General features: G+C 42.4%; 22 protein-coding genes. 11 read left to right on the top strand and 11 right to left on the bottom strand.

The features are described from left to right. Nucleotides 1–232 precede the first annotated feature (232 nt). The gene (locus ACZMIG_RS03255; protein ID WP_021855548.1) at nt 233–625 is read left to right on the top strand and encodes a VOC family protein; all 393 of its coding nucleotides are present in this window, start codon (nt 233–235) and stop codon (nt 623–625) included. Between the two features lie 199 nt (nt 626–824). Here the strand turns inward: ACZMIG_RS03255 and thrS are convergent, their stop codons facing one another. Beyond that, nucleotides 825–2777 (bottom strand): threonine--tRNA ligase, encoded by a 1953-nt coding sequence (gene thrS / locus ACZMIG_RS03250; protein WP_021855547.1) that lies wholly within the window; start codon nt 2775–2777, stop codon nt 825–827. A gap of 412 nt (nt 2778–3189) precedes the next feature. On the opposite strand from thrS, the gene ACZMIG_RS03245 reads away from it, so the two are divergent. Further along, complete coding sequence (locus tag ACZMIG_RS03245) at nt 3190–3756, top strand: hypothetical protein (RefSeq protein ID WP_302953137.1); 567 nt, start codon at nt 3190–3192, stop codon at nt 3754–3756. Nucleotides 3757–4085: 329 nt separating this feature from the next. Further along, nucleotides 4086–5213 carry a helix-turn-helix domain-containing protein gene (locus ACZMIG_RS03240; protein ID WP_418874474.1) on the top strand — a complete coding sequence of 376 codons (1128 nt, stop codon included), beginning with the start codon at nt 4086–4088 and terminating at the stop codon, nt 5211–5213. A gap of 868 nt (nt 5214–6081) precedes the next feature. On the opposite strand, the gene ACZMIG_RS03235 is transcribed toward ACZMIG_RS03240, so the two are convergent. From ACZMIG_RS03235 to ACZMIG_RS03215, 5 genes are all read right to left on the bottom strand, one after another. Beyond that, nucleotides 6082–7017 (bottom strand): alpha/beta hydrolase, encoded by a 936-nt coding sequence (locus tag ACZMIG_RS03235; RefSeq protein ID WP_418874475.1) that lies wholly within the window; start codon nt 7015–7017, stop codon nt 6082–6084. A gap of 196 nt (nt 7018–7213) precedes the next feature. Beyond that, nucleotides 7214–9184, bottom strand: a complete 1971-nt coding sequence (locus ACZMIG_RS03230; RefSeq protein WP_125104462.1) for a tetratricopeptide repeat protein — start codon at nt 9182–9184, stop codon at nt 7214–7216. A gap of 66 nt (nt 9185–9250) precedes the next feature. Next, a complete protein-coding gene (def, locus tag ACZMIG_RS03225) occupies nt 9251–9811 on the bottom strand; it encodes a peptide deformylase (RefSeq protein ID WP_287603546.1) in 561 nt (186 codons plus the stop codon). Beyond that, a complete protein-coding gene (ruvX, locus tag ACZMIG_RS03220) occupies nt 9811–10230 on the bottom strand; it encodes a Holliday junction resolvase RuvX (RefSeq protein ID WP_418874476.1) in 420 nt (139 codons plus the stop codon). The genes def and ruvX overlap by 1 nt, the downstream gene beginning before the upstream one ends. Nucleotides 10231–10232: 2 nt before the next feature. Continuing rightward, nucleotides 10233–10727, bottom strand: coding sequence for an SPOR domain-containing protein (locus ACZMIG_RS03215; protein ID WP_021853348.1), 495 nt, complete (start codon nt 10725–10727; stop codon nt 10233–10235). A gap of 294 nt (nt 10728–11021) precedes the next feature. Between ACZMIG_RS03215 and ACZMIG_RS03210 the strand changes: the two genes are divergently transcribed. From ACZMIG_RS03210 to ACZMIG_RS03200, 3 genes are read left to right on the top strand one after another with little or no spacing between them, the layout of a single operon-like run. Continuing rightward, nucleotides 11022–11240 (top strand): YtxH domain-containing protein, encoded by a 219-nt coding sequence (locus ACZMIG_RS03210; RefSeq protein ID WP_021853349.1) that lies wholly within the window; start codon nt 11022–11024, stop codon nt 11238–11240. Between the two features lie 14 nt (nt 11241–11254). Then, nucleotides 11255–11602: a phage holin family protein gene (locus ACZMIG_RS03205; protein WP_021853350.1), complete on the top strand. Its 348-nt coding sequence runs from the start codon at nt 11255–11257 to the stop codon at nt 11600–11602. Nucleotides 11603–11606: 4 nt separating this feature from the next. Next, on the top strand, nt 11607–11852 hold the full coding sequence (locus ACZMIG_RS03200) for a hypothetical protein (RefSeq protein ID WP_418874477.1): 246 nt from the start codon (nt 11607–11609) through the stop codon (nt 11850–11852). 732 nt (nt 11853–12584) lie between these two features. On the opposite strand, the gene ACZMIG_RS03195 is transcribed toward ACZMIG_RS03200, so the two are convergent. Genes ACZMIG_RS03195 through ACZMIG_RS03185 form a run of 3 tightly spaced genes read right to left on the bottom strand, consistent with a single transcriptional unit; the run spans nt 12585 to nt 15267 of the window. Next, nucleotides 12585–13346 (bottom strand): MBL fold metallo-hydrolase, encoded by a 762-nt coding sequence (locus ACZMIG_RS03195; RefSeq protein ID WP_021853352.1) that lies wholly within the window; start codon nt 13344–13346, stop codon nt 12585–12587. Between the two features lie 2 nt (nt 13347–13348). Beyond that, nucleotides 13349–14362 (bottom strand): UDP-N-acetylmuramate dehydrogenase, encoded by a 1014-nt coding sequence (gene murB / locus ACZMIG_RS03190; RefSeq protein ID WP_125104464.1) that lies wholly within the window; start codon nt 14360–14362, stop codon nt 13349–13351. Nucleotides 14363–14418: 56 nt separating this feature from the next. Continuing rightward, nucleotides 14419–15267, bottom strand: coding sequence for a DUF4348 domain-containing protein (locus tag ACZMIG_RS03185; RefSeq protein ID WP_021853354.1), 849 nt, complete (start codon nt 15265–15267; stop codon nt 14419–14421). 141 nt (nt 15268–15408) lie between these two features. Here ACZMIG_RS03185 and pheS point away from each other — a divergent pair, with 141 nt between their 5' ends. Continuing rightward, nucleotides 15409–16446, top strand: coding sequence for a phenylalanine--tRNA ligase subunit alpha (gene pheS / locus ACZMIG_RS03180; protein WP_053397724.1), 1038 nt, complete (start codon nt 15409–15411; stop codon nt 16444–16446). A 115-nt stretch (nt 16447–16561) separates the two neighbouring features. After that, the gene (locus tag ACZMIG_RS03175) at nt 16562–17797 is read left to right on the top strand and encodes an MFS transporter (RefSeq protein ID WP_302433133.1); all 1236 of its coding nucleotides are present in this window, start codon (nt 16562–16564) and stop codon (nt 17795–17797) included. 230 nt (nt 17798–18027) lie between these two features. Here ACZMIG_RS03175 and ACZMIG_RS03170 read toward each other — a convergent pair whose 3' ends face one another. Together ACZMIG_RS03170 and ligA are read right to left on the bottom strand one after the other, a co-directional pair. Then, complete coding sequence (locus tag ACZMIG_RS03170; protein ID WP_487889042.1) at nt 18028–18693, bottom strand: B3/B4 domain-containing protein; 666 nt, start codon at nt 18691–18693, stop codon at nt 18028–18030. Nucleotides 18694–18865: 172 nt separating this feature from the next. Further along, entirely contained in the window at nt 18866–20866 is a 2001-nt protein-coding gene (gene ligA, locus ACZMIG_RS03165; RefSeq protein WP_487889041.1) for an NAD-dependent DNA ligase LigA, read from the bottom strand. A gap of 675 nt (nt 20867–21541) precedes the next feature. Here ligA and ACZMIG_RS03160 point away from each other — a divergent pair. From ACZMIG_RS03160 to ACZMIG_RS03150, 3 genes are all read left to right on the top strand, one after another. Beyond that, nucleotides 21542–23110 carry a radical SAM protein gene (locus ACZMIG_RS03160; protein ID WP_487889040.1) on the top strand — a complete coding sequence of 523 codons (1569 nt, stop codon included), beginning with the start codon at nt 21542–21544 and terminating at the stop codon, nt 23108–23110. Between the two features lie 228 nt (nt 23111–23338). Beyond that, entirely contained in the window at nt 23339–24187 is an 849-nt protein-coding gene (locus ACZMIG_RS03155) for a hypothetical protein (protein ID WP_487889039.1), read from the top strand. Nucleotides 24188–24627: 440 nt separating this feature from the next. Beyond that, the gene (locus tag ACZMIG_RS03150) at nt 24628–25071 is read left to right on the top strand and encodes a SprT-like domain-containing protein (protein WP_487889038.1); all 444 of its coding nucleotides are present in this window, start codon (nt 24628–24630) and stop codon (nt 25069–25071) included. Nucleotides 25072–25099: the final 28 nt, after the last annotated feature.

Raw genomic sequence — 25099 nt, 5'->3', positions numbered from 1 at the left:
CGTTCGCAACCTTTATATAATATAAGGTATGATAAGCTATCTCCTGCCCCATCATTTTACAGACCAACCAACGATAAAGATCAAAATCCATACATTAAAATAACATGTTATCGCTATCGTTTATATAGGATGCAGCCCAACATTGTAAATTCAAAAAATGTTTTTTTGTTTTGCATTGCTCTCTCCTTTCATTATCTTTGCATAGTCAAAAAACAAGATAAACAAAGAAATTATGAAAGTAACTGGATTTTTAGACCACTGCAACATCAACGTAACGGACATCGAACGCAGCATTAAATTCTACGAAGAGGCAGTAGGACTGCACGTCAATTCACGTATGGAAGCGAAAGACGGCTCGTTTATTATAGTAAAACTTACAGACGACAAAGGCCTGTACGAACTTGAACTCACTTGGCTTAAAGACCATCCGCAGCCATACGAGCTGGGAGACAACGAGAGCCACATCTGTTTCAGAGTTGCAGAAGACTATAATGAGGTGTTTGAGTTCCACAAGTCAAAAGGATGGGTTTGTTATGAAAACCATGACATGCATCTCTACTTCATCAACGACCCTGACGGATATTGGATCGAAATTCTACCGGTAAAGAATAAAAGCGACAAATAACATTTGCGACAGAATAACACAAAAATCTGCCAATTATATTTGCATAGTCTGCCTATACAAAAAAGTATTTTGCACATACTTTCACTAAAAACGCAGCCTTACGCAATGGCGCATGATATTATTATGTCATACAAAATAAAAAGAGGTAAAAGACGCATATTGTCTTTTACCTCTTTTATATTATAGCATTCGCCAGAAATTACATTTCAGTTGCCTTCAGCTGTTCTGCAACCTCATCATTAATTTTCTTTGCGAAATCTTCCTTAGTCATTGTACCCTGGTCGCCCTGTCCCTGCTTTCTTACAGCAACAGTGCCGTCAGCCTGCTCTTTCTCGCCTACAACAAGCATATAAGGAATACGCTTCATCTCGTTGTCACGTATCTTACGTCCGATTTTCTCGTTGCGGTCATCAACAATTGTGCGCACTCCAACTGAATCGAAATACTTAGAAAGCTGAGCAGCATAGTCGTTGAACTTCTCGCTGATAGGCAGAATTGCCACCTGATCAGGTGTCAGCCACAACGGGAAATGACCTGATGTATGCTCAATAAGCACGGCAGTGAAACGCTCGAGTGAACCAAACGGAGCACGGTGAATCATCACAGGTGTCTTCTTCGTGTTGTCATCGTCTGTATATTCAAGCTTGAAGCGCTCCGGCAGGTTATAGTCAACCTGGATTGTTCCGAGCTGCCAGCGACGGCCGATGGCGTCCTTAACCATAAAATCGAGCTTAGGACCATAGAATGCAGCCTCGCCATACTCTATCTTGGCGTTCAGGCCTTTCTCCTTACATGCATCGATAATAGCCTGCTCTGATTCAGCCCAAACCTCGTCCGAGCCTATGTATTTCTCGTGGTCGTTAGGATCGCGCAGAGAAATCTGAGCCTCAAAGTCAGTAAAGTTGAATATTGAGAACACCGTATTAATAATATCCATTACTCGCAAGAACTCGTTCTTTACCTGGTCAGGACGGCAGAAGATGTGGGCATCATCCTGAGTGAACGAGCGTACACGTGTAAGTCCGTGGAGCTCACCGCTCTTTTCATAGCGGTAAACAGTGCCGAACTCAGCAATACGCAAAGGCAGGTCACGGTATGAACGCGGCTTCCATGCAAACACCTCACAGTGGTGAGGACAGTTCATCGGCTTCAGCATGTATTCCTCATCGTCCTCAGGAGTATGTATCGGCTGGAATGAGTCCTTGCCGTAATGAGCATAGTGACCTGAAGTTACATAAAGATTTTTGCTTCCGATATGCGGAGTGATAACCTCCTGATAGCCGTAGCGCTTCTGTATACGGCGCAGCATATCCTGAAGGCGCAGGCGCAGCTCTGTTCCTGCAGGCAGCCAGATAGGCATACCCTTGCCCACACGCTCAGAGAACATAAACAGCTCCATCTCCTTACCTATCTTGCGGTGGTCACGTTTCTTGGCCTCCTCAAGCATAACGAGATACTCGTCGAGCATCTTTTTCTTCGGGAAAGAGATACCGTATATACGCGTCATCTGCTCGCGCTTTGCGTCACCGCGCCAGAATGCTCCTGCAACGCTTGTTATCTTTATCGCCTTAATAGCGCCAGTGCTTACGATGTGCGGACCTTTACAAAGGTCAGTGAACTTACCCTGAGTGTAAGTTGTAATCTCACCGTCGGCAAGATCCTGCTCTATATGCTCGCACTTATAGTCCTGACCGTCGGCCTTAAATTCCTTCAAGGCGTCTGCCTTAGATATTTCTTTTCTTACAACCGGCTCGTCTTTTGAGGCCAGTTCCTTCATTTTCTTTTCTATCTTCTCGAAGTCGCCTTCCTTTATGACATCGCCTTCCTTCGGCATAACGTCATAGAAGAAACCGTTTTCTATAGCAGGACCGAAGCCAAACTGTATGCCCGGATACAACTCCTGAAGAGCCTCTGCCAGCAAATGGGCTGATGTATGCCAAAATGCATGCTTGCCTTCCTCGTCCTCCCATTTGTAAAGCTCTATCTTTGCATCCTCGTTAATAGGGCGATTAAGTTCCACTGTCTCACCGTTTACGCCGCAAGCCAACACGTTGCGCGCCAAAGCCGGCGATATGCTTTCTGCAATCTGAAGCCCCGTTACACCCTGTTCATACTCACGAACAGAACCGTCGGGAAATGTGATTTTTATCATAACAGCTTTTGTTTAAATCTATTTTGGGCACAAATTTAACCATTTATTTCTTGACATGATACATTTTATAGTAAAATTTTGCAAACCAGTGTATTTTTATCACGCATTTATAAATAAAATGTAGATGCATTAATGGTCATGCAATTTTCTTACAGACAAAAGCGTAGACATTAATAATATATATATTCACGCAGAAATGCATATACGGGCACTCTCCGTTATGCCTTGAAATAAAGCGGACGATATAATAATTTTCATAAAAAAGTATTCTTCGATTAAACCAAAAGCAGTTTTATCAGTCTTATAATTGTAAACGGATTAAGACTGCTGCTCTAAACGGCGTAAGGTACCAACCGCACAGAGTCAGTTGTATTCCAATAAATCAGAATAATAAACTTAAAAGTAGAAACTTATGAAAAAAATTATTATGTCTCTGGCCATAGCATTCATGGCAATAATGCCTACAATGGCACAGAACAACAAAGTTGAGAAGAAACAGCTTACACCGGAAGAGAGATTTGAGCGCAAGGCTAATGCTCTGTCTGACAAGATGATGCTTGACGACGCCACAAAGGCAAAGTTCGTACCGATGTATACAGAATACCTAAAGGAGCTTAAAGATGTATGCCCCAATAAAGAGGTTGCCAAGAAGCCTTGCTCAGAACTTACGGAAAAAGAAATTAGCGAACGTATAGAAAAGCGCTTTGATGCAAAGCAGAAACGCCTTGACGTTGAAAAGAAATATTATAAGAAATTTAAGACTGTGCTGAACGCACGCCAGTTGCAGCAGGTGTTCTGTAAAAACGGAAAAGGCAAACGTGCCTGTGCAAAATTCTCACCCCGTATGAACTGTAAAAACAACAAAGCATTCAAGCGCGGCCCACAAAATATGCGTCAGTGCAAAGGCGTATGCCCGGGCAATCAGGCAAACTGCGCCGGCAAGGAATGTAATAACAAAGAATGTCCCAATAATAAATAACATTGTTGTATAATTCCCCTCATATTTTTATGTCTTAATAATTTATAAGGCTTAAAATATGAGGGATTTCTGTTTCCATAAGTCACATCTGCCTATGCCATAAGATTATGCTGCATCTAAGATGTCTTGCATCAAATGCTTCTGTATTATTCCGGCGTATCTAAGCCACAGGCACTCTTACAAATTTGCGTTTAAGCCTTATTGCCTGCACTGTCTTTTGATTTATATTCATTATTACAGAAAAAAAAGACAAAAAAGAAGGAAAACCAGACTACCGACTGATAATTTTTTATACCTTTGCAGTATAACATGATCGCAGACAACACCTTATGGACTATTCTATATACAGTTTTTCATTATGCATAGCCCTGCCGTTGATGATATTCTTCGGCTTTTATTTTTTATTGGCGCACACGCCCGACAAGGCTATCTTCAGCAATTATATACGTTCACGGCGCATCATGGGTATAGCCATGCTGCTGCTCTCCGCCAACTATTCTGTACATTTCTTTTACGGCATAAGGTTTAAGAATGTCAATGCCGCCATACTGATGAACCTCTCAACCTATTTTCTGTGCTACTGGCTCTTCAGTTCGGCACTCACAACTCTGCTCGACCGCTTCTACATCACACGCCGCCGACTGCTCACCCACATCTGTCTCTGGCTGCTGTTCTCCGTGCTTTCGGCCATTGTTCTGCTTATGCTGTCCGAGGGCATAGCCCAAAAGACCGGACTGCTTATCATGGCCACATGGCTCGTGATCTACGGTTTGACTCTTGCCCGAAGGCTCGTCCTGGCATACCGCAGGGCGGTAAAGATTTTCGACGACACTCATTCCGACAACATCGGGGCCTACATACGCTGGCTCTCCGTATTCACCTATTGGGCCGTCGTGTTTGGCGTTGGCTGCGGCCTGCTCACGTTCCTGCCCGACAAATACATCTATGTGTGGATACTTTCGTCGATACCTTTCTACATTTACCTGTTCCACTGTTACCATAACTACATGCTCTTCTATGAGAAGGTTGAGAATGTCATGGAGAGCGAGATTGCTTCTGAAGACGACATTCTGTGCGATGCCGACACCGGCGAAGCCTGCAGTGACGACTTGCCTACGTGCCATACCGATATTGCAGATAATATAAAGAAATGGATTGAGAATGAAGGCTATCTCATACAGGGACTTACGATAAAGGAACTTGCCGAAACCCTGCACACCAACCGCACCTATCTCTCTGTCTATATCAACACATCGCTCAACACAACCTTCCGCGACTGGATAACGCAACTGCGCATAGACTATGCAAAGCAAAGAATGGCCAACCATCCCGACCAAAAGATCACCGAGATAGCCGAAGCCTCAGGCTTCCTCTCGCAGAGCCACTTTATGAAGACTTTTAAAGACAAGGAAGGATGCTCACCAGCAAAATGGAGAAAGACAAAGAATAATTCATAATTCACAATTATTTCCAATCACCACAAGTAGCATATCCGCCAGAGCATTAGCCTTATTGCTTCTCTGAAACAATTCTCCCTACAAGCGGCATATACCAACAAGACTAATGTGCCGGCTGATTTGTAATTGTCGTGCAAGCGAAAGCAGAAGCAAATCTCATTTAGTTATGCCGAGCTCAGCCGACAATCAATAAAATTAATCTGCCGGAATAAAGTATAAGAACCAACGGTCAGCGAAGCTAATTTTATAATCCGCTTGCTTCCTATTGCTGATTTATAGGTATGTTTTTCGGATAGCAGATCCTGATACTTTATGCTGTCGGATAGCATATCCGACAGAACATTTGTCTTGTTGTTTCTCTGCAGTAGCGAAAAATCTGCCGGAATTGAATTATGTAGCAACAAGAAGCCACGCCCGGCTTGTCTTACAAGGCGAAGCATGCACCCGAAGAGGTGCTACTTTAAAACATGTTTTCTGAAAGAGTCCCTTTTTTATAACAAGTATCACCACTTCGGGTGATTTTTCTCGTGCCTTTGCATCCGTGGGTGTGCCACCAACGGTTATGGAAGTGTAGCCCTTCGGCATCTCTTACCAAATGTGCCGGTTGATTTGTAAACCGACAGAACATTTGTCTTACTGTTTTTTAAAACCGACGATTATCGGATTGCAAAAAAAACTCTATAGTTTCCGGTCAGAAAACAGGCCATTTATCACACAAAAGTGGCCGAGTTACGATGCAAAAACATATCACTAACAGTCTGAAACAAAAGCTATGCCGGAGGGTTAACAATCATCAGTATTTCAATGCAAATATATCAAACCAATAACATAAACAGCCGTAAAAGTTACGATTTTTACGGCTGTAAAACTACTTCTTCTCCAGAAGGAACATAAATGGTATAAAAAGGCGCTTTGCCCAGTCGGTCTCAGTATGAGCCATGCCTGCATAATAATTTGTTGTCCAATAAGGCACATGCCACCCTTTTCTGCGCAAGACATCGTCTATTTTCTGCTGATAAGGGGCATAATATGAGTCAAGAGTCTTGTCTCCATAATCTATGTATATCTTCGACCTGTTGGCCTCGGGCAGCTTTTCTTCAAGATATCTGCAAAATGCCGGAGCCGCAATCTCCGTATTACGGATGTTCATCAGTTTTGAGGTTACCATGAGCGTGTGCATCGAAAGACAAGCTGCACCGCCAAACACATCGGGATATTCGCACAAGCCGTAGAGAGAAATCAGTCCGCCCATGCTTGACCCCATAAGAAAGGTGTGTTCACGGCCTTTATTTGTAGAGAAATTCTTGTCTATATATGGTTTCAGCTCATTTACGATGAACTTCAGATAGCTGTCTGCATTCATCCTCGAGGCGTCAAGTTCCTTGTCGAACTCACAAAATTCTGCTTCAGACATATAGTTAAGCGTCTTCTGCGGAAAATAATCATGAAATCTGCTTTCAGCAATATTCCACACTCCTACAACTATGCAATCTCGTATTTTGCCTTCAGCCATCAATGCCGAGACGTTCTCGTCAACCTTCCATTCCTGATGATTCCACGTTGTCTCCGCATCAAAAAGCATCTGCCCGTCGTGCATATACACAACATCGTATTTTTTCTGTGAAGAATAATTCTCAGGAACCCACACATAAACGTTTCTTGCCTGAATAAGTGAAGTGGGAAAATTCTTATACTCGTATAACTTTCCTCCGGAAACGCCGGCATCGGCCACAACCATGCCATCGCCTGCCGCATTGGCGCACAGCATCTTTGTCAACAACAAAGCAATAAAAAGTTTTTTCATAATTATATTTCATTCACTAAAAAACAATAGTTCCATGCAGACAATCGGATAAGGCAATAAAGCCTACGGACATGAGTCCGCCGCAACGAATTACAAAATATACGATAACGAATCATCATGTTTTTCATCTGCGGCATCAAAGCGGCAGTATTATCATATAAGACATTTTAAGGGCAAGCCTCGCGGCAAGGCCGCATCACTTCTTATTGCTGTATTTCTTTATGATACTGTATGCATTATACAGGCCTAATTCGCCCGCCTTGCTAAGGTCGCGTATGCCCTCTTCGGTTTTCTTCAGGTTAATGTTTGCAATGCCCCGGTTATAATATGCCTCAGCAAAATTGGGATCAAGCTCAATGGCCTTTGTATAGTCAGCAACAGCCTTAACATAGTCTTTACTTACAGCATGCAGATTGCCGCGGTCGTAATAAACATAGGGATTATGCGGGCTCAGGCTTATCGCCTTGTCGAGGTCGGCCATGGCATTCAGCGTCAGCAGTCCGACATCCTTACCTTGCGATGCCTCAAACTCGTTCATGCGGGCCTGACACACCGCACGCTGCCAATAAGCCATGGCAGATGTGCTGTCAGTACTGATATAAACAGTCAGGTCGCTTATAGCGTCGGCATAATTCTGCACCACGGTATTTGCCACGGCACGCTGAATAAGAAGTCCCTTCTCCTTAGCAATGTTACGTGACGCGCCGATAGCCGCCGACAACGAGTCGATTACAGCAAACACGGCCTTGTTCTCGTCTTCGGTAAGAGTCTTTACATCACAGCGCACATACAACTTGCGCAAAGGCTTCTGCCTGAGGTTGAACTGCTCCACATCGCGGTCGTATGCCTGATAAGACTTTACGCCGTTGTCATACTGGCTGAACGACAGCTGGAACATTGGCAGGAACACGGCGTCAATCTTACGGTTCTGCACACGTCCGCGGTATGACGAAGAGTATTCATGAGTGACGGCATTGTCGTCTGCCACTACAAGCTGGTTATACTTGTCGAAATCAATCTCACTCTTCTTGCGCACCTCGTGCTTTTTCTTCTTGCTCCAGCGCGGCTGAACACCATAATGCTTGTTCATCTGCGCCTTGAATATGCGGAACTCGTCAAGTTCGGCCTTGGCCGTCATGCCAAGTTTACGGTAGCATCTTGCACGGCTGTTAAGACCAACCCAGAAATTAGGATACTGGTTGATGATAGTGGTATAGTCGCGTATGGCTCCCCGTATGTTTCCTGTGCGTTCGAGCAATATGGCGCGGTTGTAAATGGCCATCACATTGTTGGGCTCCATGCTTATAACATAGTCGAAGTCTTCAATGGCCCTGTTGTCATCACCTACCATCACACGCAGCTGGCCACGGTTGTAATGGGCAAGAAAGTTGTTAGGATCAATCTCTATGGCCTTGTCGTAGTCGGCCATGGCACCTCGCAGATTATTATAGTTATAACGGGCCAAGGCACGATTAACATAATTGTTGGCCGTATTGGGCTTAAGATGTATGGCCTTGGACAGCTGTGCGTCGGCGTCTTTCCACTTCTGCTGCGAAAGACTTATCATGGCACGCATTGTCCATGCATCGCCGTCGTAAGGGTCAAGTTCAAGACTCTTGTCAAGATATTTGGCACAGCCAACGGTGTCTTTCTGCTGGAGGCAGACCTCGGCCTTAAGTGAATACGTCTTCGAATAATTCTTCCACATATTCATCATCGAGTCGAGATCGGCGTTGGCCTTGTCGTAGTCCTTCTCCTCTATCCTGCACAACACACGATTGTACCACAGATTCTTGCTGTAAGGATTAAATTCGAGCGTCTTGTCATAGTCGGATATTGCCTCGCTAAACCTGTTTTGCTTGATAAAGCACAAGCCTCTGAGTTCATAGATGTCAGACACATAAGGATTTATCCTGATTGCCTCAGTACAGTCTTTTTCCGCACCGACATAGTCATCAAGATAAAACTTTGCCACAGCCCTGAAAAACCACGGCTCATAAAGATAAGGCTTAGAAAGGATGGCCTGATTAAAGTATTGTATGGAGAGAACGTAATCCTCGTAATAAAGCGCGCTCCTGCCGACATCAATGAGCCGGTCGGTACGAAACTGTGCCGACGCTCCTACAGATGCCAATAATAGCAGCAGCGATATTACGAACTTACGCATAACAACCTTTCAGAATAAACTACAAATACCTACAAGCCCAAAAATCAGACGAAAAGCCGGAAGGGCTTATCGTCTGGCAACCTTAGTGCGATAGCTGCAGCGAAAACGTCCCTGCAGAATAGCCTTCAGCTTGCTCTTTATCAGCTGACGGCGCAAAGGTGACACACGGTCGATAAACATCTTTGCGTCGAGATGATCAAACTCGTGCTGCATAACACGGGCCAGATAACCCTCAACCCACTCATCGTGCTCATTGAAATCGGCATCCATATACTTAACATGTATGCGTGTTGCACGCTTTACGCTCTCATGGATGCCAGGGATTGAGAGGCAGCCCTCTTCCATTGAAACGACCTCGCTGTCGTCAACCTCAACAATATGGGGGTTGATGTAAGCACGGCGGAAGTCCTTGTATTCAGGATATTCTTCCGACAACACGTCAAGATCGATAACAGCCAGACGTATATTAAGTCCCACCTGAGGAGCAGCCAGTCCGACACCGTCTGACTCGGTAAGCGTCTCGAACATATTGTCTATGAGCTCCTTCAAGCCCGGATAATCAGCATTAATATCCTGTGACTCCTTACGCAGCACAGGATGTCCGTAAATATATATAGGTAATATCATTATCTTCTTCTAACAGATTCTAAATAGCTTTGCAAAATTATCGTGGCACTTATCTCGTCGACAAGCGCCTTGTTCTGCCGTGCTTTTTTATGCAGACCGCCGTCAATCATCGCCCTGTGAGCCAGCACGGAAGTAAAACGTTCATCATAAAATTCAATCGGGATTTCAGGATAAGCCTTGCGCCAGCGGTTTACAAACTGTACCACTCTTGCCATATTCTCACTTGGCCTTCCATCCGGTTGCTTAGGCTCACCTATTACAATCCGCTCTACGGATTCTTTTTTAATATAATCCGTCAAAAAGCTGAACAGTTCAGACGTGGCAACTGTTACCAGTCCGCCTGCTATAATCTGAGCCGGATCGGTAACAGCCAGTCCTGTCCGTTTCTTGCCGTAATCAATCGACAGTATACGGGCCACAATTATTTCTGATTAAACAGTAACCATGCGTCAGGATACTCAGAACGCAATTCGTTACGGCTACGCACAGCGTCGGTCTTGATGTCGAACGTACCGGCAACGACACGATACATCTGATTTGAAGAATTGTATGCGATCTGTGCATCATAGCCACGGCTCTTCAGCGTGCTCTGCAATCCTTCAGCGTTAGCCTGTACAGAGAAAGAACCTACAACGACGCTGAAGTTTTTAAGTCCTGCACCGCTGACAACAGACAGGCTCTCCTGACGTACAGGCACATTGTCTACATTGTCAACAACAACCGTTTCTGTTGCAGGCTTCTCAACAACCGGAGTAACAACAGCTATCTCCTCGCTGCCTTGATTCTGAACTGCAGTCTGCTCTTCCTGAGCCTTAGCTTTCTCATAAGCTTTTCTGTAAGCGCTCTCTGATGATTTACAACCAGTGAATGCCAACGCCACACAAAGGCCGGCGCACAATACAGTGTACTTTTTCATAATTTCCCTTATCTTATTATTTAGAAATTAAACATATTTTCTACGTAATATTGTGCGAAATTACACAAAAACAGCCAAAAACTCTGACAAACCGCACATAAAGTTTGTTAAATAAAAGAAATACGCCCCTTCAGACAAAAAAAACCGGTAAAAACGTTGGTATTTAAGAAATAATCATTAAATTTGCTTACGAACAAAATCAAAGCACCAACGGCAGAAAAGCCTAAACAAAGACGACTGCCCACATGCCGAGAGAAATAAAATTATTATTCACATAATTAAAAATCAAAATTTATGAAAACACTAGGTTACATCGGCGCATTCTTAGGAGGCGCAATCGCCGGAGCTGCAGTAGGTCTGCTTCTGGCACCCGAAAGAGGAAAAGACACTCGCGAGAAAATAACTGACGCAATTGACGATTTCTGCCAAAAGCACAATATCAAGCTGAGCCGCAAAGAAATGAGCGACCTCGCATCAGATATTAAAGACGCAGCTGAGGCTGAAGAAGTTTAACAAACAGCTGACAAATGTTCTCAAGCGATAAAAACATTGAAACAATAGGCCAACTGGTAGAGTTGGTGAAACATCGCATCGGGCTTCAGGGTGAATACCTGAAGCTCGAAATTACAGAAAAGACAGTGAGGCTGATTACTGCCATACTGCTCTTTACGCTGTTTTCGCTGATACTCATCGCAATACTCATATATGTGTCGTTTGCCATCGTATTTGCAATGGCGCCGTCTATGGGCTTCCCTGCCGCATTCGGAATAATGGCATCGTTCTACATATTAATCTTTGTATTGCTGACAATTTTCAGAAAAAGCCTAATAGAGAAGCCGCTCGTAAGATTCATAACCAGTCTGTTAACAGAATAAGCACATGGACAACGCCACAAAACCACAGACATACAACAGCATAAGCGAAATAAGAGAACGCAAAGAGGCCATTCTTGCTGAAATGAGAAAAGACAATGCCGACATTGGCAAAAGATGGAAAAGCTTGTTTCAGAAATCACCAGAAAGAAAGAAGGGCATCACCGTGGCGTCTGTAATAAGCACAGGTACGGGTCTTATCGACGGTTTCTTGTTCGTATGGAAGATATACCGTAAATTCAAGAAACGGTAACATATCTGACAGTATCATTTTCACACAACGGTCATCCTGCATATCTGTTTCGTACAGAATATGCAGCAATGTGTGCAAACCGTTTTTATGCAAGCACCGGCACAAAAACCAAGGATTTAAGTATGTATTTACATACGACACCAGATATTAAGCCACAACCGGCCATTATGCCATATACGGCTTAATCACGCAAGCAAGCCGACATCTTCTGCGGTCTTTTTGTTTTCTATTGTGTCTTTTTCCGTTTTTTCCTGATGCCACCCACTATTCCTGCAAAAAATCTAATGAAAATCAGCTCAATATAAAACAAAATTAAGACCGAATCCTAAACCGATTTGGGTCCAAAAAGGAAAGACACAATACGCAAACAATAAATCCATGCAGAAATCATACTCATGACAACGCCATGACAACGTCCGGCTAACCATCAAAATATTTAAGTTTCGTCTGACTGCATACACAAAGAAAAGAACATTGAACATAAAAAATTTAAGCCAGCACCGGCCTGCTTATAACACGCAAAAAGCACGCCTCTACTGACTTAAACCCGTGTCCCTAAAACTTACGGACACAAAAAAAGGAGTACCGCTGTACTCCAACCTTGTTAACCTTAAATCTAATACTATGAAAAACACGATGCAAAGGTATGCATTAAATCCCATACTTCCAAATATCAGTGTAAAAAATACATCCTATTTATACACTTTTAACACTTTAAGCCCATTTTAGGGGCTAAATCTCAATAATCTGACCATCGTAAGCCAAATTTATATCTTCAGGCAATATGCCGTTAGTCTCACTATGCAGGCCGATATCATGCCCCATATGCGTAAAATATGTATGTTCAGCACCTACCCTTCTTGCAAAGGCAATTGCGTCTGCAACAGTCTGATGGGAATGATGTTCGGGGGCAAAGCGCAGCGCATTGACAACAAGCGTCTTTATCCCGCTGAAATAAGAAAATTCGCTCTCGCTGATTGTCTTCATGTCTGTTATGTAAAGCAGGCGGCCTATTCTGTATCCAAGAATTGGCATCTTGTCGTGCATCACCTTTACAGGCATAATATCAAAATCTCCAATGCGCAATGACTCATGGGGCTCTATTGTGTTGAGATTAATCTTCGGCACACCAGGATATTTGTTTTCATCAAAACAATAAGGCATTGTATGCATCAGTCCGTCGGCGGTATGCTTATCGGAATAGACATTAACCTCTCCGAACTGGCAGAACGGGCGGAGATCGTCTAATCCGCCAACATGGTCATAATGAATATGGGTCAGCAATACGGCATCAATCTTTCTGAACTCAAGTCCAAGCATCTGCTCCCTGAAGTCAGGGCCACAGTCGATAACAACTCTTGTATTGTCCGTTTCAATCATGGCAGACGCCCTCAGGCGCTTGTCATGCGGATCATTGCTCGTACAGACCTTGCACTTGCAGCCTATAGTCGGCACTCCAACCGAAGTACCCGTTCCAAGAAAAGTGAGTTTCATTGTCAGATTATATTCACTTCTGGAACAATATCAATGCCAAACTTGTCCTTCACGTCACGCTTTATGGCATCACAGAGTGCAACAATATCCTTACCCTCGGCACCGCCTCTGTTGACAAGCACCAGCGCCTGACGCGAATGAACGCCCGCCTTACCGAGAGACTTGCCCTTCCAGCCGCATTGGTCAATCATCCATCCGGCTGGAATTTTCTCATTATTATCATCAACGCTATAATGAGGCACATTGCCAAACCTGGCCACAAGTTCCTCATATTTTGCTTTCGGTACAACAGGATTCATAAAGAAACTTCCGGCATTGCCTTCAACCTTAGGATCAGGAAGTTTCTCGTTACGTATGTCTATTATCACGTTGCGGAGCTGCTCTGCCGTAGGAACCTTTATGTTGCGCTTCTCGAGTTCAGCCCTTATATTGCCATAATCAAGGCATGGGCAGAACACTTCTGAAAGTTGGTAGGTTACATATGTTATCACGAAGCGGTTGCGCCACTCGCCCTTAAACTTGCTCTTGCGGTAAGCATATTCACATTCTTCGTTTGTAAACTCACACATCTTTCCGGTCTGCAGGTCCACGGCCTCAACCTTCAAAATTATGTCCTTAGCCTCAGCTCCATAAGCGCCTATGTTCTGCACGGCAGACGCGCCTACATCACCGGGAATAAGCGAAAGATTCTCTGCTCCGTACATACGGTTAGACACGCAAAGGCTCACTATGTCGTCCCACACCTCTCCGCTGCCGCAACGCAACATTATGCCTTCGTCCGTCTGGACGGCGACATGGCCCTTTATAGCCGAATGCAGCACTGTGCCTTCATAATCGGCCGTAAATAACATATTGCTGCCGCCACCAAGCACCAGCAACGGCTTGTCAGCGTCTGTAAGCGAATTTACGATCTGCAACAATTCGTCTACACTCTCAAACTCTATAAAACGGCGACACTTTACATCTATACCGAATGTATTGTGCTCCTTGAGATTAAAATCGTAAAAATCTTTCACTTAAATCTTAATTTTAAAATCCTACAACAAAAATATCCGGCATGACAATACATGTCTTATTCTGACAGCTTTGTCAGTTTCCAGTTTCCTCCGATGCGCTTGAACGTCAGCTGCATTTCCATACCGTTGGCTATTCCGCGCATAACAAAAATCTTCTGGCGTCCCTCGGTATATTTCTGTCCATACATTATATTGTAAATGAAGTCGGCAGGGAGTTCCGGCGCAAAGGCCGGCCATGTGCCCGGATCAATCTCGCCTGTCATTGTGCTGAAATCATCGTCAGGGTCAGGTCCGGTAAAAACAACAGGATTGTTCAGGCTCTCAACCTGGAAAGCAGAGTCGGTGACAAAACGCTGATAAAATGCGAGGAATGAGGCATTTGTGTTCTGATACATGGCGTTGGTCTGAATAGACTCAAGCATCCATTGGCCGTTTTGTCTTTCAAACATGTACTTTTTCACTTTTTTCCTTTTCAAGTACACTTTTTCTACCACGACATTGTTTATCGACGTATCTTTAACAACGTTCATCTGCCGCGTATTGTCGAAGATAAGCGTATAATAACCCTGATTCATGAAGAAGTGCTCCATTTTCCATTTTGACTTCTGAATATAGGACACTTTCTTTCCGTCTACGACCTTCAATGGGAAAACAATACGCTTCATCTGCAACTTGCGGTTTGCCGCAAAGTTAAAAATAAAGTCGTCAAACAATTCGTCGGCGGCCTTAGGCATCTGCTGCTCAGAAATCAGCTGATCCATGGTGTCTACTGCCGTAGTGTCGGGAACAGAATCAACAACAAGTGTGTCTGCCGCAGGCTTCTTGTCCGTACATCCCGTTGTCCACATCATTGTAGAAACACAGAATGCACAAATTACAAAGACTGATACAACCCCTTTTTTCATAATTTTACTACTCCTTTCGTAAGTAACAATCTCTCAAAATTTGCGCAAAAGTACAACTTTATTTTGATTTATGACATTATTCAATGTAAAAATGTTACCTTTGCAGCAATATTTTAATACGCATATAAATTTATCGTTAACATGATACTCGACAAAATTGAGAAACTTCTTGAAGAAGTAAAAGGTCTTACGGCCTCTAATGCCGAAGAGATTGAGGCAATGAGACTGAAATACCTTAGCAAGAAAGGCGAAATTAATGCCCTTATGGCCGACTTCCGCAATGTGCCGGCAGAACAGAAAAAAGAGGTCGGAATAAAAATCAACGAACTTAAGCAAACTGCACTTGAGCGCATCAACTCGCTTAGAGAACAGTTTGAGACTGCCGAAGCTCAGGACGACGACCTCGACCTTACACGCACGGCTTATCCGATAGAGCTGGGCACACGCCACCCGCTCACCATCGTAAAGAATGAGATTATCAACATCTTCTCACGCATGGGCTTCACCCTTGCCGACGGTCCTGAGGTTGAAGACGACCTGCACGTGTTCACAAAGATGAACTTTGCCGCCGACCACCCGGCACGCGACATGCAGGACACATTCTTCGTAGAATCTAATCCGGATGACGTAACAAAGAACATTCTGCTCAGAAGCCATACCAGCTCTGTACAGGCACGCGTGATGGAGACAACACAGCCGCCTATCAGAATTATCTGTCCGGGACGCGTTTACCGCAATGAGGCAATCACTGCGCGCGCCCACTGCTTCTTCCATCAGATTGAAGGTCTCTACATAGACAAGAACGTGTCATTCACCGACCTTAAGCAGGTGCTGCTGACATTTGCACGCGAGCTGTTCGGTCCAGACACAAAAATACGCCTGCGCCCAAGCTACTTCCCGTTCACAGAGCCTAGTGCTGAGATGGACATATCATGCCACATCTGCGGCGGCAAGGGATGCGGATTCTGCAAACACACAGGATGGGTGGAAATCCTTGGATGCGGAATGGTAGACCCCAACGTGCTTGAGCTGTGCGGCATAGACAGCAAAGTGTACAGCGGTTATGCATTCGGACTCGGTGTGGAGCGCATAACCAACCTGAAATATCAGGTGTCAGACCTCCGCATGTTCTCTGAAAACGATGTAAGATTCTTAAGAGAATTTGAATCGGCCAACTGATAGAATATAACGACATTTCAAGGAGGTGAAAAGTAAAAACGACTTTCACCTCCTTCGTTTTTATCCCTTTATGCCTGTCGGGCAGATGCCATAAACCCTTAAATCAGTTATCAACATGAAAGAGCGCCTTTTCACACGCAGTTATATGTTCATCCTGGCAGCCAACTTCCTTCTGTTCTTCGGCTTCTGGCTGCTAATACCTATTCTTCCGTTTTATCTCAAAGAAACATACAGCTGCCCTGAAGCCATGCTTGGTGCCATACTGTGCTGCTACACGGTCAGCGGCCTGTGCGTCCGCCCGTTCTCGGGCTTTCTGATGGACAAGTTTCCGCGCAAGCCTATCTACATTCTCTGCTATTTTGTCTGCGCCTCAATATTCCTCGGCTACATGACGGCAGGAGTGCTTACATGGTTCATCGTGCTGCGCGCTCTCCACGGCATAGCCTTCAGCAGCGTAACCGTAGGAGGCAATACGCTCTGCGTTGACATAACGCCCAGCAGCAGGCGCGGCGAAGCCCTGGGGTATTATGGACTGACCAATAACACGGCAATGGCTCTTGGACCTATGACCGGTCTATTCATGCACGACCACGTTAGCTATGAGGGCATCTTCATCACAGGCATGCTGTTCAGCTTAGTCGGACTGCTATGCGCAATATGCGTAAAGGCACGCACTCCGGAATCGATAAAAAACAGGCAACAGGAAAAACAACAGACAGAAACAGCTACCACAAACAGCAAGCTCTCTCTCGACCGCTTTATCCTTATAAAAGGCATACCCGTAAGCATAGCCTTGCTGATGCTGTCGATACCTTATGGTGCCACAACCAACTTCGTTGCAATGTATGCCCGCGAAATTCATCTCGATGTGCCTTCGGGTTTCTTCTTTACACTCATGGCCGTAGGCATGGGAGCATCGCGCCTTGTTGCAGGCAAGAAAGTTGACCAAGGCTATATCACACAGTGCATACACGTCGGGCTCTACCCTGTCATCCTTGCCTTCTTCATGCTAAGCATGTGCCGCTTCATTGCTCCAGAGAGCATGAACGCAGCCGAATGGATTTTCTTTGCCGTGCCGCTGCTTCTCGGCATAGGGTTCGGCATTATCTTCCCGGCAATGAACACGCTCTACATCAACCTTGCACCCAACAACCAGCGCGCCACGGCCACAAGCACTTATCTTACGGCATGGGACGTAGGCATTGGTATCGGTATATTAAGCAGTGGAGTAATAGCCCAGCACTTCACATTTTATATGGTATATCTTATAGGTTCTGTCCTCTGCACTGTCTCACTGATATTCTTTGTATGCAAAGTTACTCCACATTACAACAAAAATAAGCTGAGATAACACTGATTTTACGCTTTCATCAGAAAGCTGTATAAATGAATGGAAAAAACGTAAAAAAGCGCATTTAAAGTAGATTCCATTTTATATTGCAAAGAGATAGTTTCTGCAATGTAAAAGACAATAATAATGCAGTATATAAAAAGACAAAGGGATTAAAGTCATCACAAAAGGAATGGCTTTAACCCCTACGATTATCGAAAAGTCTTTTTACAGCCAAAATGCCGAAAGTGCTATCTGTATACATAATAGCTGCAGTTTTTCCCCTGCGCATATTTCTCGAACAACCTTACAAGAAATTCGGCGTTGGCCTTTACATTGTCTTCATTACCGTCGTATCCGTTGATAAGCACCAGCACATTTTTAGTGGACATCTCCATCTTTGTGCGCTCGTTGTCGCTTGTAGGAGTGCCCACACCTCCTGCGGCATCACGATACACGGGCAGTCCGGCTATGTTGAGCATTCCACGGCCTATACCCTCATAAGGTTCGCCTTCACGCCCGACACCGAGCGTGAGCGTGTCGCCGACAAACTTGTCTGCGTCAAAGCCACCGATGCTGTAGCCATAGGCAATGCTTGCAAGATTTACAAGGTCTACCAACGTGTCAATCTGATATAGAGCCTTGCCCTGAAGCATTCGCCTTATCAGAGCCTCCGAAGCCGGACGATAGCGGCTGGGATCCTTGCCGCAGGCACGATAGACGCAGCGTGTGGCCTCAATTCCGGATATATGCTTTATTGTCTCCGTGGTGTATCCGGCACGATACTTTGCCCCCCACTCTTCTATTTCTTTCCAAAGGTCCTCGTTATATTTCGTGTTTACGACCTCTGCGCTAACTGCCGCACCTACAAAGCCCGGGCAGACGCTCTCTATCTCTTCTGAAACCAATACTTTCATCTTCAGTTATTTTTATACTTCAGTCAATTGTCAAACTTAATTATCGCTATGCTTTAATCCTGTCTGGAATGCTCCAGTCAAGATGTTATGACAACATTTTAACCGCGCACAACCTTTCATCATCGCTAAACGTGGCACATCCTTACAGACAAAGAACAAGTAACTAAGTCCATTATTCTATCATCTTAAGGAACGTCTCTTCGTCCACAATCTGTATGCCAAGCTTTTCGGCTTTCTGCAGTTTTGCCGGTCCCATGTTCTCGCCTGCCAATATAAACGATGTCTTGCCGCTTATGCTGCCTACATTCTTGCCACCATTCTGCTCTATCATCTGTTTATATTCGTCGCGGCTATGATGTGCAAACACGCCACTTATAACAATGCTTTTTCCGGCCAATTTGTCGGTAGCCGACGACATCTGCTCTTCGCTCAGCGCCATCTGCAGCCCGTATCCGCGCAAGCGCTCTACTATCTGCATCGTTACAGGGTTTCTGAAATATGTCATAACGCTCTTGGCTATAACCTCGCCTACACCCTCCACCTCCAAAAGGTCTTGAAGGCTTGCCGCGGCAAGGGCATCTATAGTCTTGAAATGGCGGGCAAGCAGACGTGCCGTTGTCTCGCCTACAAATCTTATTCCGAGCGCAAAGACCACACGTTCAAACGGCACTTGCTTAGATGCCTCAATGCCGTTTACAATCTTTTCGGCCGACTTCTGACGGCTGCCGTCGCCGTTTATCTGCTGCACTTCAATGTCATACAGGTCGGCAACATTACGAACAAGTCCATGTCTGTAGAAATCGTCAACGGTCTCAGGTCCAATACTGTCTATGTTCATTGCCTTACGCGAAATAAAATGCTCAATGCGCCCCTTTATCTGAGGAGGGCATCCCGCATCGTTAGGACAATAATATGCGGCTTCGCCCTCATACCTTACCAACTTGGCTCCACACTCAGGACAGTGGGTTATAAACGTCACTGGCTGGGCTATAATCGGGCGCTGCTCAATGTCAACGCCGACAATCTTAGGAATAATCTCGCCACCTTTTTCAACATACACATAATCACCTATATGCAGGTCAAGGCTGCGTATAAAGTCTTCGTTGTTGAGCGTAGCACGCCTTACGGTTGTTCCGGCCAGTTGAACCGGCTCCATATTGGCTACAGGAGTAACAGCTCCGGTACGCCCCACCTGAAATGTCACTTCATTAAGACGTGTACAGGCTCTTTCTGCCTTAAATTTATAGGCTATGGCCCAGCGCGGATTCTTAGCAGTATAGCCAAGAGCTCTCTGTTGTCTGAGTGAGTTCACCTTCAGCACAATGCCGTCTGTTGCCACAGGCAGGTTTTTACGCTCTGTATCCCAATAGTCAATAAAGTCATAAATCTCCTGCAGCGTCTTCACCTTACGCATTCCTTCACTTATCTTAAAGCCCCACTCACGTGCCTTTTCAAGATTCTCATAATGGCCGTCGCCGGGCAGTTTGTCGCCAAGCAGATAATAGAGATATGCATCGAGGTTGCGACTCGCCACCAAAGCAGAGTTCTGACTCTTAAGCGTTCCGCTTGCCGCATTACGCGGATTGGCAAACAGAGGTTCTTCGGCAGCCTCACGTTCCTGATTAAGTCTTTCAAACACATTCCACGGCATAAGAATTTCGCCCCTTATCTCAAACTCCTTAGGCCAGTCGCCATCTTTCAGCACCAGCGGTATCGACCTTATCGTCTTTACGTTGGCCGTCACATCGTCGCCATGAACGCCGTCGCCACGCGTCACTCCTCTAACCAGTTTGCCGTCTTCATAGGTAAGAGATATAGACAAACCGTCATATTTCAGTTCACAGCATATGTCAAAGTCTTCATCGTTAAGCCCTTTCTTAACGCTGTTATAGAAGTCGGCCACTTCCTCCTGGCTGTATGTGTTAGCCAGCGACAGCATTGGATATTTATGCGTAACCTGCGTAAACTCCTGATTAATGTCGCTGCCCACCCGTTGTGTAGGCGAATTGGGGTCGAACATATCCTCATGACGTACCTCCAGTTCCTGCAGTTCCTTCATCATGAAGTCAAACTCCTGGTCGCTTATTTCAGGTTGGTTAAGCACATAATACTTATAATTATGTTCGTGCAGTTCCTTTCTGAGCTGCAATATTCTCTGTCTTTCGTCTGTCATAAACTTAAATATATTCTAAAAACAATGCAACGCAAACCGACAACAGCCATTATCGTGCTTGCTTATATATAGCCGCATATATCTTATGCAAAGATTATGCAAGTGAGAGCAAAGGCACCATGCTCGCTTGGATGACTATGCCGAGCGCAGTTATATCTTATGCAAAGATAATGCAAATTTTCGCAAAACAGCAATGTGACGATAATCTTAAATTTAAAGTAAATAAAATATTCTAAAAACAAATCTTTTCATATAACAAGGAATATATTAAAGAAAACACATTAATATATCATTATATTTATAGCTAAATTATGTAAAAATTGAATTCATGTTTTGGTTATTATGAAAAAAATTACGACTTTTGCGAGAAAGTTTAATTTAAAAAAGAATATATATGAATTGAAAAGATTAAAAGACATATAAAATTGAAGCGTTAGCTTGTATTCTTGTTTTCTCTCAAAATCGCCAATTTAGAAGGAAACGTTCAAGAGTAAAAGTTGATGCTCACGCCATAAGGCGTGGGCTTTTACTCGTTATTAGAACGTTTGACGTGTTTGGCGATACGTGAGAGAAACTAAAGACGAAGTTATTAGTCCACGTTTCTTTTTTGTCTATTTTCTCATAACATTGGACTACAAAATATTATATTAATTCAACAAATGAGAAATAAACATAATGGCACAACTAAACACGTATTATCGTCCTGTATGGACTTGCGGTAGATACAATGAAAAAGCACAAGTAACAATATGTTATAATCTAATTGCAGGAATTAGCTACTATTTTGAAAGCTATTCCGCAAAAGTAATCGGTGAAATATTATCAGTACCAAGGAATCATATCGTGAATACTGAAAATATTTCAAAGAAATTAAACATCTCAACAGAAAGTTTAAATCCTTTCTTTGAACAACTTGAGCAACTAGGACTGGTATCTTCTATAGTTCCTTCAAAAGATATTATATCTGAATATCGTAAACGTGTAAGTATCTACAATTGCCAACAGACACAAATAAATAAACCTTCAATACAAGAAAAGATTCCATATCTCATTTCCAATGCTGAAAAACTTTATACAGATAAAGTTGGAGGTATTACAAGCGTAATGTTTGAACTTACATATAATTGTAGCGAAAAATGTATTCATTGTTATAATGAAGGAGCAACAAGAAATGACCATGAAAAAAGCCAGCGTGGAAATCGCGAAGAATTAACATTTGACGATTATAAAAAATTAATTGACGAATTATATGATTTAGGCTTAATAAAAGTCTGCCTTTCTGGAGGTGATCCTTTTTCTAATCCTAACGCATGGCAAATCATTGACTATTTATATAAAAAAGAAATAGCTTTTGATGTTTTTACAAATGGACAACACATTATAAAAGACGTGAAAAGACTTGCAGATTACTATCCACGTTTGGTCGGCATATCATTATATAGCGGGATTGCAGAAGTCCATGACTACATAACACGTATACGTGGTTCGTGGGAACGTACAATGTCTGTTATTCGACAACTGTCAGAGCTGGCTGTCCCATTAAATTTAAAATGTTGTATAATGCGTCCTAATTTCAAATCATATTACATGATTTCAGACATTTCAAAAAAATATGGTGCCGTTCCTCAATTTGAAATAAGCCTTACAGATTCTATAGAAGGCGACAGATGCGTAAGTAAATATTTAAGAATGACACCTGAACAACTTAAAATAGTACTTCGAGATGAAAACATACCTTTATATGTAGGAAAAGAAGTACCAAATTATGGCGGACAGTCCAAAATAATGGATGACAATCCTTGTGGTGCAGGATATAATTCTCTTTGTATAACACCTGAAGGAAATGTAATACCATGCTGTGCTTTTCATACACTATTTGGAAGCATAAAAAAACAGTCCATTTCTAACATATTAAAAAATAGCGTAGAATTAAAATATTGGAAAAGCCTTACATTAACAGACTATGAGGAATGTGGTAGACATGATTATTGTGCATATTGCAATCTGTGTCCCGGAAACAATTATATTGAGAATGGGACGCCTTTAAAATCATCTGAAGTAAATTGCTATATAGCTAAAATAAGGCATGAATTAGCTCAAAAAATGATGAAAGGTTTTGATCCTTTAGAAGGCAAGACTCTAATTGAATGCATAAAACAATTTCCTGATTATAAACCAACAGAATTAAAAAGAGAAATGTCGCAGCATAACTACAGCGACACGAGATTGAAGGTAGGTGGGTAAATGTGATTCCCGAAGAAATATCACTATAATCAATTAAATTTACAATTATGAAAGTAGATTTAAAAGTAACAGCTGCTTCTAGAATCGTTACAATGAGCCATTGTCCAAAAGGATTAGAATGTGACTGTGGCGTCATGTACCGTTCTGTTTAATGAAGCATGAACATGGGAGTGCACTTCATTATAGTGCACTCTCTTTTAAAAGATTATAATAAATAGTACAAATAATATGAAAAAAATAAGAGCAATCAATGTATCATATAAAATAATTAGAGCAAACGATATTCATCGTACTGTTTATCCCTATTTACGCGATTCTGAAGGAAACAAGATAATGTACTCGTTAAGTCCCAATCATGGTCGTAGTTTCCTTATTGGAAGGAATAATGACGGAAAGTTTATTATCAGCAAAGGTAATGGTCTTAGCTATACTCAATATAAGATGCTTAACACAGGTGAGTTCGGAAATGATACGTGGGGGTTGTTACTCAGAAATGATGCAATACGTGATTTCACTTTAGGTATGGAAATTAATTCCCTAGGTATTAAAACTAATCAAATGGAATATGTTTTAGAACTTGAAAAAGATATTGTACTTACGAATGGCAATATTATTAAACCTATTTTATTGCAATATAACGTAGAATGTCCATATAGAATTTCCGATGCAGCTTTTATGTCTCAGAAACAAATTAAAGAAGAGATAGAAAAATGGAAATATATTAATGACAAAAATTTTACAGACTATTATCTTATTGCAGCAGACATACTCATACGTAATCTTCGTATATTGCATGACAACAAAATCTTACATAATGCCATACACGAACAAAATTATACCTGGGCTCTAGAACTACTTGATTTTGAATTAGCCTGTTCGCCTCAAAATCCATATACTTCTGAAGAGTACAGAAGACATGTAAAATCTCTATTTCCACGTGAAATAATACAAACATACATCATAATAAACTACATTGCCAATGTATTAAATGAAAGCATAAATCATAATATTGTTGACGAACTCTTTAAGGAATATGGATTTAATCTGAATAACTATAATTGTAAAAATAAGAATTAATCAAGATGAATGTTTTTAAGAATTTTTATGAATCAGTCAAGCGGGGATACAATCAAGAACCAAATCTTGGACCAAAAGAAAGTTTAATAATACTTATTATTATCTGTATCGTTGGAGTTTTATATTTAATACAAAAATATACAAATTTTCCTGCACTTAATAAAACAATAGATTTCATATCTGCTATCCTTGAAAAATTATGTACATTTATATCAAACTTATAATAAAATGTCTCTTATACATTTTATCCCAAATCGGTCACTATAAATTTCAAGAACAAATCGTAAATATACAATTGTTATTATGAGTAATTTTATAATATATCGCTTATTTTTTGCTATAAAAATAGCAAAATCTAACAAGAAGAAAGCATTTTTTAATGACGATTAGGGTTTACAATATAAGCCCTAATCAATATAATACTAATTTAAAATATTAAAATGAAAGAACCTGTACATAAAAAGGGAATAATACCTACAGAAATAGATATTTTTAATAGATTTTATGAGTATAATTCATTATTCTTTCAAAATAAATTACCAATACCTTTCTTTATTGTAATACATACGAGAAAAACCATTGGACGCTTCAGTTGTGAATATAACGAAAATGGGGATGTCAAAAATCCAATAATTGAAATCAGTGATAGATATGAATACACAGAAGCTCAATTAAAAGACATTATAGTTCATGAAATGCTTCACTATTATTTAGATTACACTCATCAAAATGAACCACAAGAACACGGAAAGAGATGGAAACAAATGGCATTATTTTTTAACGAAAAGTTTGGTACAAATATTCAAATAAGAACTGATACGAGTTGCATCAAAGAAGTAAAAAAACAAAAAAAATGGTTGTTGTCAGATATTTTCTCAAAATAAGACATTATAATAAATTTGTATAAATGGA

Source organism: Xylanibacter sp., assembly GCF_057607445.1.
This window is presented reverse-complemented; position numbering and strand designations above follow the sequence as displayed.